The following is a 15,561-nucleotide window of genomic DNA, read 5'->3' as shown; positions in this document are numbered from 1 at the left end:
CGAACCGTTGCCCTGAGGGCCGTCGCACCCCGCGGCGGCCCTCAGGGCATGTCACCTGACGTCGACGAAGTCGCCGGCAGCAGTGGCCGCGCCAGTGGTGGCCGTACCGGCGAAGACGAAACGGAAGTAGCCGTCCATCACGGCCTTGGTGGTGGTCTTGAGCAAGCCGCCGCTGCCACTGGTGACGGTCTTGAGGGTGGTGTAGGTGTTGCTGTCCTTCTTGCGGAACTGCAGCTGAACCGGCCGCCCTTGATAACCGGTATAGGTGTCCCGCCCCCAGTCGGCGCGGGTCAGCCTGCCAGTGACCGTGATGGTCCTGCCCTTCTTCACCGGCTCCGGCGAGGCGTTCACCGCCACCTTGGCGTACCGCTTGACCTGTGCCGTGCCGGCAACGTCGACGTCGGTCCAGTCGTCGTTGGCGTCCTGCGCCTCGGCGAGCACCTTCCATGTCCCGGCGCTGCCATTGCCGTCGAAGTCCCTTGCGGCGTCCACACCAAAGCTCAGCTCGCAGGCGGCGGTGGTGGGGGCGGTGGGCGAAACCGCGCAGGTGCCCGCCGGCCGATACAGCGGCAGGATGCCGTCCGCGTCATCGGTGTTGGGGCCGTGCCACAGATAGGCCCAGGACGCGGCGACGCCGTCCGGGTCCGTCGCCTTCCAGGTGATGGTGACGGTCTTCTTGGTGGTCAGGCCGAGCACAATGTCCCTACCGCCGTTCACTACGACGTCCGAGAACGTCGTGTCGCTGGAGGCTGTCTCGTCCGCCGCGTGGGCGGTTGCCGGAATCACCGACGCGGACAGGCATCGGCAACTGCACCGCTGCCGGGGCTTCATCGACGTCTGGAGCGCCTGGCGACCCTTCACCAGGTGCGCCTGGCTTTCGCCGGGGACAACGTCCAGGGGCTCGTGGTCGAGACCAGCCGTGACCGCTCGGCCTGGACGGTCATCGCCGACCGCAGCAACCGGCCCCCGAAGTCCGCCGACGGAACCTGGCGGATCAACGTGCCCGAGATCGTCGCGCTCCAGGTCCGGGTACGCATGCTGACCTACGGCGAACCGCCGTGCGGCGTGAGCGAGTTGTCGGCTCTGGGCCGTCTGGCCGCGTCCCCGTGACACGAACGCTGCCGGTCCCGAGCCCTGAACTCGGGCACCGGGAGCAACGGGGGCCGGGCCAAGACCGTACTGACCGACATCGGGCCGGTCGAGGTGAAGTTCCCGCGTGACACCTCGGGTACGTTTCGAGCCGCAGATCGTCAAGCAGCGGCAGCGTCGGCTGACGGGGGTCGACGAGAAGGTGCTATCGCTGTCCGCGAAGGGGCTCACTCACGGCGAGATCGGATAGGTTCGAGCATCCGCCGGTCCCAGGAGCGATCTGCGTGGCCGCCGGCCAGCTCGGCCAGGATCCGGCTGCTTCACGGTCTGCTCCTCGTCCGGGCATGATTCCACCGTGCATGAAGACACAGCCCATCGCGGGCCGGGACGCTATCGGCTGACGGACACGGAAAGCGGCCAAGTCTGGGGCGTCTGCGCCGAGACGGAGGGACTGTTCAGGGAACCCCGGCGCGGGACGTACGAACTCTTCGGCTGGGTTGCGGACGGAGCCGAGGCGTACGGCTGGGTCGCCAGCCGGGTGTGGCTGGTACCGGAAGACAAGACGCTCGATGCCTGGCTCCTGGAAGACGTCGAGAGCCTCGGACGGCGCGCGGGAACGGGCGCTCTCGTGCTCACCGGTCTGGACGACTACGAGGGCCCGCCTGAGGGACACCGGGGCCCCGTCCGACTGCACGACGAGTACCGGTGGTTGGGCACCTGCCAGGAATTCGCCCGCATCCTGCCGCCCGAGCACACAGAGCCCCCGCTCGTCCTGAGACAGCTCGCCCCGGCAGACCGGCTTGAACGGGCACTGACGACGGGCACCCGGCGCACGCTGGACCTGGGTGAGGCCTGGCTGGAAATACAGGACGATCGAGGCGAGCCGCTCACCGACCGACTACTCCGGCCCAAGGTCCGCACGTGGCGCCCCTCCCCCTGCGGCACCAATCTGATCGACCTGGAACTCGACGCAGAACTCACACCCGTACCGGCACATGCCCAGCCCATCTGGGAGCGCTGGCTAGCCGGCCCACCGGACACTCCCGGTGCATGGACCGGCCTCAGCACTCGGCAGCGCGGCGCCTGGCTCGACCTCGTCCGCGAACGGGGCTGCCGACTCCAGCACCCAGACCGGCGAGCCGGACACGCCTACGAGCTCGACGGCCAGCACATCACCGACGAACCAGGCCTCTACCTGGCACTCGGCGAGGCCCTCCACGGGCCCGGCGGCTACTTCGGCGCCAGCTTGCACGCCCTCGTCGACTGCCTGCGCGGCAACTTCGGCTACACCGCCCCCGCAACCCTGCACTGGCGGCAGGCCGCCACCGCACGCAAGAACCTCTCCCAACTCCTCACGCAGGACGGCGAACCATACAACCTGGTCGCCACGGTGCTCGAAGTCCTGGCCCAGGGCGGGATGCGCGTCACCCTCACGTGAACCAGCTGCAGCCGGGCCGGCGTGGATCGGCCGCGAGGCCGTAGGGCAGGGACCATCCCCGCGGGCGCGGGGAGCACAGCTCCTTCGGCTCCGGGCTGGAGGGCGCTTCGGGACCATCCCCGCGCCCGCGGGGATGGTCCCCCCGGCTCGCGTCCGCGCCACCGGTGGTCAGGAGTGCTCCCTTTGGGCCGTCAACCCCTATACGGCGACGGTGCTGGAGGACACGTCCCTGACCACGCAGACTCGAGAGTCCCCATCCCCCTAGTCCCCCTAGTCCCCCTAGTCCCCCTAGTCCCCCTAGTCCCCCTAGGCAGTGTCCTGGCGATCAGTTGAGTCGTTGATGCGACTATGGGGAGTAGGGGTGATCTGACGGATGCCCAGTGGGAGCGGCCGGCGCCACTTCTGTCGGTGAGCAACGGGCGTTGTGGCAGGTGGCGGGACCATCGCCAGGTCGTGAACGGGGTTCTGTATCGGATACGCACGGGCGTGCAGTGGCGTGATCTGCCGGAGCGGTACGGCCCGTGGAAGACGGCGCACGTGCAGCATCGTCGCTGGTCGGCGGACGGGACGTGGGAGATGCTCCTCCAGCGGATTCAGGCCGGGGCGGACGCGGCCGGCGAAATCGACTGGGCTGTCTCGGTCGACTCGACGTCCGTGCGCGCGCACCACCACGCCGCCGGTGCCCGGCAGGCTCCGCCACCCGTCCTCAAAGGGGGCTTTGGCCGGGCGGTCAAAGCCGCTCGGATCCGCGAACTGATCGACCGGCTGGCGGAGGTGGTGCGGGAGGTGAGGCGCTCGGCCGCTCGCGCGGCGGGTTCACGACCAAGATCCACTCGAGTGCGGACGGCCATCTCACTCATGATCAGGTCAGGCCTCGGCCATACCCGGGGTATTCCGGACCTGGCCGATTGAACTCACTGGCCTGGCCTGTCAGTTACCGACCGCTCCCACCAGCGTGACCATGACCTCGACCGCCTCACGGTCCGTCAGCCCCTGCTCCCGGCAGAGCGAACGCCAGGTCGAGAACGCCGCTGCATGGCCGATCACCGCCCGCCGGACGGGCTCACCCGCCGTCGGCCACGCGTCGGCCAGCACCTCGACGTAGCGCCTGTTCCTCGCCTCCCATGCCTCGCGAATCGAGTAGGGCGCCGCGTGCAGGTCGCGGCTGACCAGCGTCAGCATCTGCTCGCCCGCGCGGTAGAAGCGGTAGAGGTCGGCGAGCCCGGCCGTCAGCCGTTCGACCGGATCCCCGATCACGCCCCACTCCTCGGGTTGGGGCAGCTGCTGCTGCGACAGCCAGTGCCCCGAGCACGCCTGGAACAGCGCGGTCTCGTCGGGGAAGTGCCGGTAGACGGTCAGCCGGGTGACCCCGGCACGCTCGGCGATCGCCGCGATGCTCGTCGCCGCCGGGCCCGTGGTGCCGTGCAGATGTACGGCGGCCTCGACGATGCGCTGTCGCGTCCGGCCCACGTCCTCGGCGCGTTTGCGCATCTCGTAGCCACGCGTTTTCGATGAACGCTGCTGTTCACTCACCTGTTGACGCCCTGCGATCCGAGGCGGAGACTTTTTAGGAGAACGCCAGTGTATCTCCAAATTGCGTGGAGGAGTGATCGCCATGACAGAGCCGCTGGCCCCGCCACTCACCATCGTCCGCCCCGGCGAGGGAGGCGAGGGCTACCTCGGCTCGATCGGGGTCGCCTTCAAGCTCTGGGGCGCCGACACCAACGGCGCAGTCTCCGTCGTCGAACACCCCTTCCCGGTCGGGGCGTTGGTGCCGCCGCACCTGCACACCCGGGAAGACGAATACTCGATCGTCACCGAGGGCGAGATCGGCTTCCGGTCCGGCGACCGCGAAGTTGTCCTGGGCGCCGGCGGCTACATCACCAAGCCGCGCGGGGAGCTGCACGCGATGTGGAACGCCGGTCCTGTCCCGGCCCGGATGATCGAGATCATCAGTCCGGCCGGCTTCGAGCACTGCTTCCGCGAACTGGCCGAGATGCTCGCCGACGGGCCGCCGCCGACCGAGGACGCGATACCGGCGCTCGCCGCCAAGTACGGGCTCCAGTTCGGGCAACCCGACTGGCTGCCCGACGTCATCGCGCGGTACGGCCTGACCCAGCCGTTCAGCGCCTGAGCGAGCCAGGCGGCGTCCTGGCGATGACGAGCGGAGCCAGACGATGAGCGCGGCTGCGGTAACGGTGCCGAGGCAGACGTAGCCGCGCTTGTCGAACCTGGTCGCTACTGCGCGGAAGGCCTTGAGCGTGTTGATTGCCCGTTCGACGGTGTTGCGCTTCTTGTAGCGGTCCTTGTCGAAACCGGGCGGTCGGCCACCTGCCCTGCCGCGTCGGACCCGGTTGGCGGCCTGGTCGGCTTTCTCCGGGATGACGTATCGGATCCCGCGTCTGCGCAGGTACCGGCGGATCCAGCGGTTGCTGTAGCCCTTGTCCGCGCTGACGCTGTCCGGCTTCGTGCGCGGCCTGCCGGTGGTCAGCCTCGGCACGCGGATCTTGTCCATGACCGGCTCGAACTGGGTGCAGTCGGCGCACCGTCCGGGAGTGATGACCAGCGAGAGCACCCGGCAGCGGCCGTCCGCACTCAGGTGGATCTTGGTCGTGAACCCGCCGCGCGAGCGGCCGAGCGCCTCACCTCCCGCACCACCTCCGCCAGCCGGTCGATCAGTTCGCGGATCCGAGCGGCTTTGACCGCCCGGCCAAAGCCCCCTTTGAGGACGGGTGGCGGAGCCTGCCGGGCACCGGCGGCGTGGTGGTGCGCGCGCACGGACGTCGAGTCGACCGAGACAGCCCTGTCGATTTCGCCGGCCGCGTCCGCCCCGGCCTGAATCCGCTGGAGGAGCATCTCCCACGTCCCGTCCCCCGACCAGCGACGATGCCGCTCGTGCGCCGTCTTCCACGGGCCGTACCGCTCCGGCAGATCACGCCACTGCACGCCCGTGCGTATCCGATACAGAACCCCGTTCACGACCTGGCGATGGTCCCGCCACCTGCCACAACGCCCGTTGCTCACCGGCAGAAGTGGCGCCGGCCGCTCCCACTGGGCATCCGTCAGATCACCCCTACTCCCCATAGTCGTATCAACGACTCAACTGATCGCCAGGACACTGCCCAGTCCCCCTACGACGCGAGATCGCGGTCGGAACAACCGCCATGCTCACTTTCAGTCCCATCGACGCCATCCTGAGCAGCCTCGATCGCCTCCTCACGCTGCAATGAGCCCCGGTGCTCCAGGGTCATCTGGGGTTGTTCCCGGCATGGTGTCCACTCGTCTGAGCCACCCGCGTCTTCCAGCCGGGTACTGGCCGAAAGACCGCGAAGGCATTGACAGGCCGCCCGACGGATTCATAGCTTCTCAAATCATCGGTGTTGCCGACGATCGATAAACTTGATCATTTGAGGCTCGGGGGAAAGATGAACGAACGTACGACCCAGGCACCGCAGCAGGCTCCTGACGCCAGGGCAGGCAGCGCCGACGGGGCCAGTGGCGCGCGGGGATGGACCCTGGCTGTCGTGTGCGTGGCCACGTTCATGCTGCTGCTCGACCTGACCGTCGTGAACGTCGCGCTCCCGGACATCCGGCAGGCCTTCGACGCGAGCTTCACCTCGCTGCAGTGGGTGCTGGACGCCTACGCGCTGGGGCTCGCCGCAGTGCTGCTGACGGCCGGGTCCCTGGCCGACCGGCTGGGCCGCAAGCGCGTCTTCAACGTCGGCTTCGTCGTCTTCCTGCTGGCCTCACTCGCGTGCGGTCTCGCCGGCGACGCCGTCAGTCTCTCTGTCGCCCGCGGCGTCCAGGGCCTGGGCGGCGCCGTCCTCTTCGCTGTAGGCCCCGCGCTGATCGGCCAGGAGTACCAGGGCAGGGATCGCGGCAAGGCCTTCGGCATCTTCGGGGGTGTCGTCGGTTTGTCCATCGCCTTCGGACCGCTGATCGGCGGCGCGCTCACCGACGGACTCGGCTGGCGGTGGATCTTCCTCGTCAACGTCCCGGTCGGCCTGCTCGCCCTGGTCATCAGCCTGCTGCGGATGCGTGAATGGCGGCAGGAGTCGCAGACCGCTCTCGACTGGTGGGGGCTGGTTCTTTTCTCCGGCGCGCTGAGCCTGCTCGTGCTGGGGCTGTTGCGCGGTGAGACCGAAGGATGGGGCAGCGCGCCGATCATCGCCATGTTCGCCGCCGCCGTCGTCCTGCTCGTCGTGTTCACCCTGGTCGAGCGGCAGCGTGGTGAACAGGCCATGCTCCAGCTGTCGTTGTTCAGGAACGTCACGTTCAACGGGGTCTCGGCCGTCACGCTGCTGTGCGCGGCCGCCACCATGTCCGCGATCTTCCTCCTGGTCTCCTACGTGCAGAACGTACTGGCGTTCTCGCCCTGGGAGACGGGCCTGCGCTTCCTTCCACTGACGCTGACCCTGTTCGTGGCGGCCGCTGCCGCCGGCTCGCTGACGACCCGGGTGCCGCAACGGCTGCTCATGGGGGTCTCGCTCACGCTCATCGCGGTCGGGCTTGCCCTCGTCGCGCTCACCGGCCCGGACACTCCGTGGACCGCGCTGCTGCCGAGTATGTTCGGGATCGGCGTGGGGATGGGCCTGTTCAACCCCGCCCGCGCCTCGCTGTCCATCGCCGTCGTCGAGCCGTCCAAGGCGGGCATGGCCTCGGGCATCAGCGAGACCTTCCAGCAGGTGGGCGTCGCCATCGGAATCGCCGGCTTCGGCGCCGTGTTCCACAGCCGCGTCACGGACCTGTTCGTGGGGTCCGAGGCAGGGCGTCAACTGGGCCCGGCCGCCCACGGGTTCGGGGAGGCGGTCGCGGCGGGTGGCGGAGCCGAGGCGCTGAGCCGCGCACCCCGGCAACTGGTCCCCGCCCTCGACCAGGCGGCACGCACCGCCTTCGTGGACGGACTGACCGACGTCATGCTCGTCTGCGCCGCCGTCGCGGCCGTCGGTGCCTTCGTGGGATTCGCCTTCGTGCGCACCCGGGATCTGCATGAGAGTGCGCGCATGGAGAACCAGGACGGCGCCCGGGTGGACAGCCGTGACAGTGCGCAGACGGAGGTGCCGGTGAGCGCGGGCCGCGTCACAACCGCCGCCCACGGCCACGAGAACCCCAGCGACATCGCCGGGCCCGTCGCACCCGCCGTGGGCCTGGGCCAGGAACCGGCCGCCGAGCCGCGCTGAGGGGGCGGAGCCACCGGGCAGCCGCGTCCGGGGGGCGCGGCTGCCCGGCCTTGGAGGCCGACGGACACGGCCAGTACCCTGCAAAAGACCGACGATCGGCACAGGAGACGCTCGGCGCGGCCAACGGTTGCCTGTCTGCCGGGCACGGTCACCTCAGCGACAAGGGGAGCGGACCGAATGACACAGGCGACGCCCAGCCCGGCGGAACCCGCCGGACTCGACCTGCCCCTCGTCCGCAGGACCGGATACCTGCTGCACAAGGCCGGCGTGCTCCTGATGGAGGACGCGGAACGGGCCCTGGCGGCGCAGGGGATGCGCATGCGCTACTTCTACGTCCTCGCAGCCCTGGAGAGCGGCCTCAGTCTGTCCCAGCAGGACCTGAGCCGACTGCTCAACCTGGACCCGACCACCATGGTCGCGCTGGTCGACGAGATGGAGGGCGCGGGCCACGTCGAGCGTCGCCGCAACCCCTCGGACCGCAGGCGGTACATCCTGAGCCTGACCGACGGCGGCCGCGAGGCTCTCGAGCGCGCCGGACACGCAGTCGACCAGGTGGAGCGGGACTTCCTGGCCGCCGTACCCGCAGCCGACCGCGATCGGCTGCGGACACTGCTCGGGGAGCTGCTCGCCGATCGCTGGCCGCGAGTGATCGCCTGCGAGTGATCCACTCACCGCTTTTCCTCGTGCGCACGGATTTCAACTTTCCACTTTACTGGAATTCTCAAATCCGTTCACCGGAAGGCTTTTTGCGGAATTAATTGATCCGCTCCCTGATACACCTTTCCGCGGAATTGTGGAGAGCATCACAGGCCCCCTTGATTCCTTTCTCTGCACCAACTCGACCGTGTTAGTGTTTTCGTGTCCAGAGCCGACCGCTCCAGGACGGCTCCGGTACACGGGCGTCACGCCCGCAACACGGGGAGAGGTACACGGGGGAATGAGCAGCAAGGATTTAGTCTACGGATCTTTTGACAGCTGCCTCGGTCCAGGCACCAAGCGCTTCTTCGGAAGCGGGTACAAGCGAGTCGTCCAGGACCTCAAAGACATCACCACCGACGGCTCGGACCAGCCGGGGGCCCTCGTCACCGCACGGGGCACCCTGACATATCCGCAGGACTGGTCCCGCAAGTCGGGCGCCGGCGAGCTGCGGCCGCATCTCAGCAGCATCGACGCACTCGTACTGGCCGTGACGCTGGCCGAGGTGCACCTCAGCCGGGCCTTCGGTCTGACGGCCGCACAACAGCGCCGCACCTGGCTGCGGCAGGCCGATGTCCGCGCAGGGAGCGCTCCGCATGAGGACCTCGCGGACTTCCCCGTCGAAGGCCGGCTCGTGGCCTGTGACGGACCGGAGTCCGGTCGTACGACCCCCAGCGCGACGTTCGACTGCCGTGTCGGCGGACTGCGAGTGCGCTGCACGCTCGTACACGAACACGGCGGCAAAGCCGCAGGCCCGGCGACCTTCGCCGACGCCTCGCAGGCTCTGGGGCCGGCGAGCGCCCGGCACTACGGCGAGGGCTACAAGAACCGCACCCAGTACGCGGAGCACGTCCACGTCGATCTCGAACGGCAACGCATCCAAGGACGTCAACGCGTCCTCACCGCACAGCCGAACAACGAGGCGCACGGGGCGGAAGCGGCCTACGGGCCTTCCGTCTCGCCCGTCGACGCGCTCGTGGGCGTGGCCCAGCTGGCCCAGGCCCTGCTCTACGCACAGGACGGCGTGACCCGGGGCAGCACCAACACGCTGTGGATGCGGCGCTTCGTCATCGACACGCAGACGCCGGTACGGCCTCTGGGCCACAACTTCGCCACCACCGTCCGCACCGCCGGCACCCGGCTCCTCACCATGGGCGGGCAGACCTGGCGCACCGCGGACCTGACCGTCGACGACTTCTCGGGCATCAGCGGCCGCTGTTCACTCGCACACCGGCTGCCCACCGCCGCCTGACCGCACACGCCCGCCGAGCGGGCAGCCCTTTCCGACGCCACAGCCGTCCGCGTTATTCCACCGGTACATCGTCATGGGCACGGCATTCACGAAAAGGCCCGTAGAAGGAATAGGGCGCGGTCGGCCGGCCTCCGAAGGCTCGGCATCACACAAATTGCAGTAACAGCACGGGGGATGAAATCAGTCATGCGTTTTTCACCGACGTTACGATTTGGAAACGTACTCGTCGTACTCGAAGGACCGGCCCGAGTGCTCTGGAAGGAGCCGACACCGCAACCCGGTACGGCGCACTGGACACCGACCGGAATCTGGCCCGACGAAAACCAACTGGCGATGGTGCGCGAGCACATCGAAAGGGAACGACCGCTGCTGGTCCTGCTCGACGAAGCCCACAGCCGCATACCGATGCTGCGACAGGAACTGCAGGCCGCGCCCTGCCATCTGCTCGACTCCCTCACGGCCACCGGCCCCGACCGGCCGGTGGACGACGAGGTCGTCGAGTTGCAACTGCCCTTCCTGGACTGGCTGCCCGACGCTCACCGCGACCGCGCCGCCCGCTTCCTCAAGGACAGCGACGCCGCCCTGTCCCGAACACCGGTGGCGCTCCTGCCTCCCCTAATGACGGAGGAGACACACGACGGACTGCCGCCGAGTCCCCGTTTCGCCCGGCGAGTGTTGCCCAACGCGCTGACCGCGGGGCGACTCGCCGCGGCCGTCGAGCACCTCTTCGTCAACGGTCCGCAGCAGTGCGCGGCCGCCGGCAGCACAAGCGGGGCGGGCCGATGAGGAACGGCGAGCACCAGCTCCAACGGGACGTCAACGCGAACGACGGCGACCCGTACGCCGCCCTCCCGGGCGACCCCTGCCCGGTGCCCAGCCAAGGGGAGATCGGCTCACTGATCGCCGTGACGGCGGCCGCGAATCTCACGCTCGCCCACCGGCGCGGCACCCATCGCCGTCTTGCACGTCACGGGGACGGCACCCCAATGCAAGGGAGTCACTGATGGGACGCTCGGTCCTGATCACCGGGGGCAACCGCGGCATCGGACTCGCGGTCGCCCGCGCCCTCGCCGCGGACGGCGACCGCGTCGCCATCACGCACCGCGACACCGAACCGCCCGCCGGGCTGTTCGCCGTACGCGCCGAAATGACGGACACGAAGAGCATCGACACCGCGTTCGAGAAAGTGGAGGCCGAACACGGGCCAGTCGAGACCCTCGTCGTGAACGCGGGCATCACCCGCGACACGCTGTTCCTGCGCATGGACGAGCAGGACTTCACCGACGTCGTCGACGTGAACCTCCACGGCGCCTTCCGCACAGTACGGCGCGCCGTGCGCGGCATGGTGCGGGCCCGCTGGGGCCGGATCGTGCTGATGTCGTCGATGACGTACGCGTACGGCGCACCCGGGCAGGTCAACTACGGCGCCGCCAAAGCCGGAATGCTCGGCATGGCCCGCTCCCTCGCCTGGGAACTGGGTCCCCGCAACATCACGGTGAACGTCGTCGCGCCGGGCCTGATCGACACGGACATGAGCCGCGAGATCACCGACCGCCGACGCGAACACCTGCTGTCCATCACACCGTTGGGCCACTCCGGCCAGGTGGAGGACGTCGCCGCCGCGGTGCGCTACCTGACGGCCGACTCGGGCCGCTACGTCACCGGAGCCGTCCTGCCCGTCAGCGGCGGCCTGGGCCTGGGCGGATGACGCAAGACCGCCCAGCGGCAGCACCCCACCGGCCCGCACGCGCCACCGGTTCCACGGCCACGGCATCCACGACATCGACGGCATCCCCAACAACACCGGTACCACCGACCTTCATGACGAGAAGAGAACACCCCATGAGTGACACCAGCACTCCCGCAATCCAGACAGCCTCCACATCCGCCGCCCCCGTCCCGGAACGCGGCCTCCACCTGGCCATCTCCGGCACGTACTCCAGCGGCAAGAGCACCACGACCGAGGCCCTGTCGATAGCCACCGGCATTCCGCGCACCCACGCCATGACCTCCCGCGAGATCCTGATGGACCTCGTCCCGGGCAAACAGGTCCAGGAACTGAGCGCGTCGGAACTCACGATGCTCGGGCTGCGACGACTCGAGGAACGCATCCACCACGAGGCGGGCACGGGACCGTTCATCTCGGACGGATCCGTGATCCACGAGTGGATCTACGGGGAGGCCCGAATGCGCGTCGGCATCAACCCAGGAGCCGGACTCCTCACCAAGGCCGTGAAGAACATCGCCGGGCTGCCGGTGAAACGGTTCTACCGCCAGTACATGGACGCCTACGGGGCCGTCACCAAGGCCCGCGCCAAGCGGATCTACGACGCCTACGTCCATCTGCCCGTGGAGTTCGCCATGAAGGCCGACGGACACCGGCCGGTGTCCGAGAAGTTCCGGAAACTATCCGACGACCTTCTGATCGAAACACTCGAAGAACTGCAGATCCCCTACCACGTGGTGGGCGGCAGCGTCCGCGAACGCGTGGCAAAGATCATCGACATCTTCGATCTGCCGCTGGTGATGCCGCTCGACGAAGCCATCGACCAGGCCGGCGTCCGCGTCCGCCAGGCCATCGAGGTCCTGGAAGAGGACGACCGGTTCCACGAAGCACAGCGCACCAAGTCCCTGCGCCGACGCATCGGGTACGCGATGCGCTTCTGACGCACCTCAGCAGCCCTCCCCCGCCGGGCGCCGGTCAACTCAACCACTCCTGATGGTTGTTGAGTTTCCGTCGCCGGCCGGGGTCGACGGTGATGTCGTCCAACTGCGCGACCCGTTCCTCGAGATGATCTAGTCCAAGGGGTCAGTGATCGTAGGCGATCAGTGAGCGTAGGACGGTTTGTCCGGTGGCGTCGTTGTGCCAGATTGCGGCGGTCAGCGCGAGGATGCGTTGCCGATGACCTGTCGCAGCGGCTTGAACAGGGCTGCGCCAGACCGTTCCCGTTCACCCTTACGGGCAGGCCGCAGCAACTGGACTCCATGCTCTGACAGTTCGCGTTCGAAACCACGGCCGAAGTAGTTCTTGTCGCCGATGAAAGTCTGTCGGGGGCGCTCTCGCAGAAGCTCGCATTCGGCTGCCAGGAGGTCAAGGAGAGTCTCGCGTTCGTCGGCCTTGGCCCCGGTCCGGGCCAAGGCGATGCGGAGGCCCTGAAGGGTGCAGACCAGGTGCAGGCGCAGGCCCCAGAAGAAGCGGCCGTGGCTCGCGCAGTAGCCGTATGCTGCCCCACCTGCCAGGTCGGAGCGTTTGACGGTCTCGCGGGAGCGGCCGCATTCCACCGGGGTGGAGTCCACGGCCCAAACGTCGTCGCTCCACACCGAGGTGGTGGTGGCCAGGATCCGATGGACGCTTCGCATCAGACCGGCGGCCCTGCGCAGCCGCCTGTTCCAGCCGGGCTGCTGGGGCAGCCAGGGGAAGAGGTGGCGCAGGTGGGCACGGGCATGGCGGAGCCATTTGGCCTCGGAGGTGTAGCCGAGCATGGCCTGCATCGCGGCGAGGGTGACCAGTTCGGCATCGCTCAGGCGGGGCGTAATGCCGACCGGCGGGCGCCACGGCGCCAGGTCGGGATGCTCCTTCAGCATGTCGTCACCCGTCGCATAGAGTGCTGTCGCGAGGGTGTCCACGTCGTTCGTCACAAAACGATCTTGGACACCCTCGTTCTCGTCTCCGCAGGCACCCCTTGGACCACACCACCAGGAGGAACCAGTGTCATACCCGCAACTGCTCACCCCCGAGGAGAAGCTCGCCGACGCGAAGAAGCTGTTGAACCTCCCGCGTATCGTCGTGATCTGCGGCTCCACCCGCTTCATGACCGAGATGAACGAGGCCGATCTGCGGGAGACCAAAGCCGGAAAGATTGTCGTCAAACCGGGCTGTGACATGAAGTCGCCGCACGACCTTTGGTCCGATCCTGTCGAGGCCGAGGCGCTCAAGGTACGACTCGACGATCTGCACCGGGCGAAGATCCGGCTCGCTGATGAGGTGCTCGTAGTCGGCGACTACATCGGAGACAGCACCCGAGCCGAAGTCGCCTACGCCCGGTCGCTGGGCAAGCCCGTGCGGTTCACGCACCCCGAAGTCGACCCTGACGTCTGACCGCCCGCTGCCACCTCCACAACCAGGGCCGGCAGCCCTCCGCCTGACCGTCTCACGGTGGCTCCTGCCGCCGCCCACCCAACACCCTCCGCAGGCATCCCTTGGAATTGATCATCTAGGTGCTGCGGCTTGAGCTCTACGAAGTCGATCGGCACTCCCGACTTGTGCCGCGGCAAGCACAGCAGAACCCGAGGACGGTCCCTGACGACAGGTCAGACGATCTTCGCCGTGGCCCGCTCTTGCGGACCACGCGGCACGAGGCCGGGTTGCCCACCTAGTGCAGGACTTCCAGACGCTCAGCGCATCGGCCCCCAAGACGTGAAAGCCCCAGCCAGTGAGAGCCTCCAGAGCGCGCGGCGCCACACCCCGCCCGCAAGCATGCGCCGCGGACCAGCAGCCCACCTCGGCCGACGGAAATTCCGAAGGCCACTTCCTTCAGGACCACACGGCCTGCCAACTGCCCGCGGACCGAATCGGGTTGCACATCTAAAACCGCGAACCCGAACCGGTCCCCCAATGCCCAGCCGCGCTCCCGGCCCCCACCCAACGGGAACAGACCTTGCCGCGCCCGCATGCAGGATGACGACGTCACTCACCAGCCGATCGCGTGCGCCGGCGTTCTTCCCCACTGCCTGCGATCCCAGGTCCACTACTGCTCCATTCGCACGCGCACGGCCTGGGCGGACCAGCTGGACGCCGGCGCCAGGCTCTCCGGAGCGGGCCAGCCGCTGACCACTGCGAGCAACTGGAACTGAGGACAGCGCGCAAGGAGAAGGGGCGATCTGTGAACTGGTGGCCGCGGCCGCCGCGGGCACTCTGCCGCGTGGGCACGCCACGCCTTGCCGGGGATCAGGACTGCTCGCTGTACCAGGTGAGGTCGTCGACCGTCGTGGGCAAGTGCCCGTTGCGGTCCGCCAATCGCACGGAATCCTGGTCGTCGAGGTTCACTTGGAGCACGCGGTGGGCGGCCCGGCGCCAGCGCTCGAAAGTCTCCGACGACGCCGTCGCGAGCCGGTGGACATCGGTCACGCGCAGTCGCCCGCCCAGACCGGCGGCGCCGGTCGGGCGCACCCGGCGCAGTTCCTCACCCGTCAGCAGGTGCACCGCCCGGTCCAACGACACTTGCTCGCACCGGGGCAACTCTCCTTCCGCGGAGGCCGTGTAGAGAGCAAGCGCGACGAGTACGACGGTCATGTGCGCGTCGAGAGCGTTGCCGCCGGCAGGCGGGTAAAGCCATTCGTAGACGTCTCCGTCGGTGGGCACCGCCCAGACGCACAACCGCCGCGCCCAGTGCAGGCAGTCGGTCAGCGGGGGAATTCCGATCGTGGTCAAGACAAGGCCCTCCCAACGCAGTTGACGCTCGGGGGCGCTGGGCGAGGGTGGGTGCAAGGTTTGGTCCTCAGTGATCCGTGGCAGCATGTCGACCCTGACCGCCGCGCCGGGAAACCGGCCCTCCGCGCCCGAGGCACCCAGGTGCAGCAACTGCCGCACCCCGCATGCCGCCACCTCAGGATCGGTCCATTCGTGGCCCTCGGCACACTCCAGGTACGCCTCTCGCCCGCGAGCCACCAGGGTCAATCCCGTCGTACGACCGCAGCGGGGGCAGTACAGCGGCTCCTGCAGTACGTCGTCGATCAGATCTCCGTACCTGGCCACGACGATCTCACCGCCGACCAACAGGCGGACCACTCCCCGCACGCCGTGTCCCTCCGAGTCCCTCGAGTGGACCGATGGATCACTGTATTACCCGAGCGGTGACCGATATATCCGCCCTGCACGATCAACAAGCCGTCGGCAAGGGAGCGCG

The 15,561-nt window shown here is 68.4% G+C and carries 14 protein-coding genes and 4 pseudogenes; 13 read left to right on the top strand and 5 right to left on the bottom strand.

Annotation, left to right across the window (positions count from 1 at the left end; all coding sequences use genetic code 11):
* Positions 1-51: 51 nt before the first annotated feature.
* Positions 52-786, bottom strand: coding sequence for a hypothetical protein (locus tag ACFY1L_RS52625; protein ID WP_388842669.1), 735 nt, complete (start codon positions 784-786; stop codon positions 52-54).
* A 78-nt stretch (positions 787-864) separates the two neighbouring features.
* Between ACFY1L_RS52625 and ACFY1L_RS52620 the strand changes: the two genes are divergently transcribed.
* From ACFY1L_RS52620 to ACFY1L_RS52605, 4 genes and pseudogenes are all read left to right on the top strand, one after another.
* A complete protein-coding gene (locus tag ACFY1L_RS52620) occupies positions 865-1,110 on the top strand; it encodes a hypothetical protein (RefSeq protein WP_388842667.1) in 246 nt (81 codons plus the stop codon).
* A 45-nt stretch (positions 1,111-1,155) separates the two neighbouring features.
* Positions 1,156-1,333, top strand: a pseudogene (locus ACFY1L_RS52615) (transposase); the annotation flags it as partial.
* Between the two features lie 111 nt (positions 1,334-1,444).
* Positions 1,445-2,527: a barstar family protein gene (locus ACFY1L_RS52610; RefSeq protein WP_388842665.1), complete on the top strand. Its 1,083-nt coding sequence runs from the start codon at positions 1,445-1,447 to the stop codon at positions 2,525-2,527.
* Between the two features lie 348 nt (positions 2,528-2,875).
* Positions 2,876-3,375: pseudogene (locus tag ACFY1L_RS52605) on the top strand (IS5 family transposase); the annotation flags it as partial.
* A gap of 82 nt (positions 3,376-3,457) precedes the next feature.
* Here the strand turns inward: ACFY1L_RS52605 and ACFY1L_RS52600 are convergent.
* On the bottom strand, positions 3,458-4,060 hold the full coding sequence (locus ACFY1L_RS52600) for a TetR/AcrR family transcriptional regulator (RefSeq protein WP_388842663.1): 603 nt from the start codon (positions 4,058-4,060) through the stop codon (positions 3,458-3,460).
* Between the two features lie 82 nt (positions 4,061-4,142).
* On the opposite strand from ACFY1L_RS52600, the gene ACFY1L_RS52595 reads away from it, so the two are divergent.
* Positions 4,143-4,661: a cupin domain-containing protein gene (locus tag ACFY1L_RS52595; protein WP_388842661.1), complete on the top strand. Its 519-nt coding sequence runs from the start codon at positions 4,143-4,145 to the stop codon at positions 4,659-4,661.
* A gap of 30 nt (positions 4,662-4,691) precedes the next feature.
* On the opposite strand, the pseudogene ACFY1L_RS52590 reads toward ACFY1L_RS52595, so the two are convergent.
* Positions 4,692-5,611, bottom strand: a pseudogene (locus ACFY1L_RS52590) (IS5 family transposase); the annotation flags it as partial.
* A gap of 341 nt (positions 5,612-5,952) precedes the next feature.
* Between ACFY1L_RS52590 and ACFY1L_RS52585 the strand changes: the two are divergent.
* From ACFY1L_RS52585 to ACFY1L_RS52555, 7 genes are all read left to right on the top strand, one after another.
* On the top strand, positions 5,953-7,707 hold the full coding sequence (locus ACFY1L_RS52585) for an MFS transporter (protein ID WP_388842659.1): 1,755 nt from the start codon (positions 5,953-5,955) through the stop codon (positions 7,705-7,707).
* 177 nt (positions 7,708-7,884) lie between these two features.
* On the top strand, positions 7,885-8,370 hold the full coding sequence (locus ACFY1L_RS52580) for a MarR family winged helix-turn-helix transcriptional regulator (RefSeq protein ID WP_388842657.1): 486 nt from the start codon (positions 7,885-7,887) through the stop codon (positions 8,368-8,370).
* 274 nt (positions 8,371-8,644) lie between these two features.
* Complete coding sequence (locus tag ACFY1L_RS52575; protein WP_388842655.1) at positions 8,645-9,655, top strand: AvrD family protein; 1,011 nt, start codon at positions 8,645-8,647, stop codon at positions 9,653-9,655.
* A 249-nt stretch (positions 9,656-9,904) separates the two neighbouring features.
* Positions 9,905-10,441, top strand: a complete 537-nt coding sequence (locus ACFY1L_RS52570) for a hypothetical protein (RefSeq protein WP_388842653.1) — start codon at positions 9,905-9,907, stop codon at positions 10,439-10,441.
* The gene (locus ACFY1L_RS52565; protein ID WP_388842651.1) at positions 10,438-10,659 is read left to right on the top strand and encodes a hypothetical protein; all 222 of its coding nucleotides are present in this window, start codon (positions 10,438-10,440) and stop codon (positions 10,657-10,659) included. Before ACFY1L_RS52570 ends, ACFY1L_RS52565 begins: the two co-directional genes overlap by 4 nt.
* Entirely contained in the window at positions 10,659-11,363 is a 705-nt protein-coding gene (gene fabG, locus ACFY1L_RS52560; RefSeq protein WP_388842649.1) for a 3-oxoacyl-ACP reductase FabG, read from the top strand. Before ACFY1L_RS52565 ends, fabG begins: the two co-directional genes overlap by 1 nt.
* A 134-nt stretch (positions 11,364-11,497) precedes the next feature.
* Positions 11,498-12,322, top strand: coding sequence for an ATP-binding protein (locus ACFY1L_RS52555; protein WP_388842647.1), 825 nt, complete (start codon positions 11,498-11,500; stop codon positions 12,320-12,322).
* A 142-nt stretch (positions 12,323-12,464) separates the two neighbouring features.
* Here the strand turns inward: ACFY1L_RS52555 and ACFY1L_RS52550 are convergent.
* A pseudogene (locus tag ACFY1L_RS52550) lies at positions 12,465-13,294 on the bottom strand (transposase).
* Positions 13,295-13,364: 70 nt separating this feature from the next.
* Here ACFY1L_RS52550 and ACFY1L_RS52545 point away from each other — a divergent pair.
* The gene (locus ACFY1L_RS52545; protein WP_388842645.1) at positions 13,365-13,754 is read left to right on the top strand and encodes a hypothetical protein; all 390 of its coding nucleotides are present in this window, start codon (positions 13,365-13,367) and stop codon (positions 13,752-13,754) included.
* An 849-nt stretch (positions 13,755-14,603) separates the two neighbouring features.
* On the opposite strand, the gene ACFY1L_RS52540 is transcribed toward ACFY1L_RS52545, so the two are convergent.
* Positions 14,604-15,452, bottom strand: coding sequence for a hypothetical protein (locus tag ACFY1L_RS52540; protein WP_388842643.1), 849 nt, complete (start codon positions 15,450-15,452; stop codon positions 14,604-14,606).
* Between the last annotated feature and the right edge of the window lie 109 nt (positions 15,453-15,561).

Origin of the sequence: Streptomyces sp. NPDC001663 (assembly GCF_042893105.1) — a bacterium.
In the GTDB taxonomy this organism is placed as follows: domain Bacteria; phylum Actinomycetota; class Actinomycetes; order Streptomycetales; family Streptomycetaceae; genus Streptomyces.
Note: the sequence above shows the minus strand (reverse complement) of the source record. Positions and strands in the feature narration are given on the sequence as shown.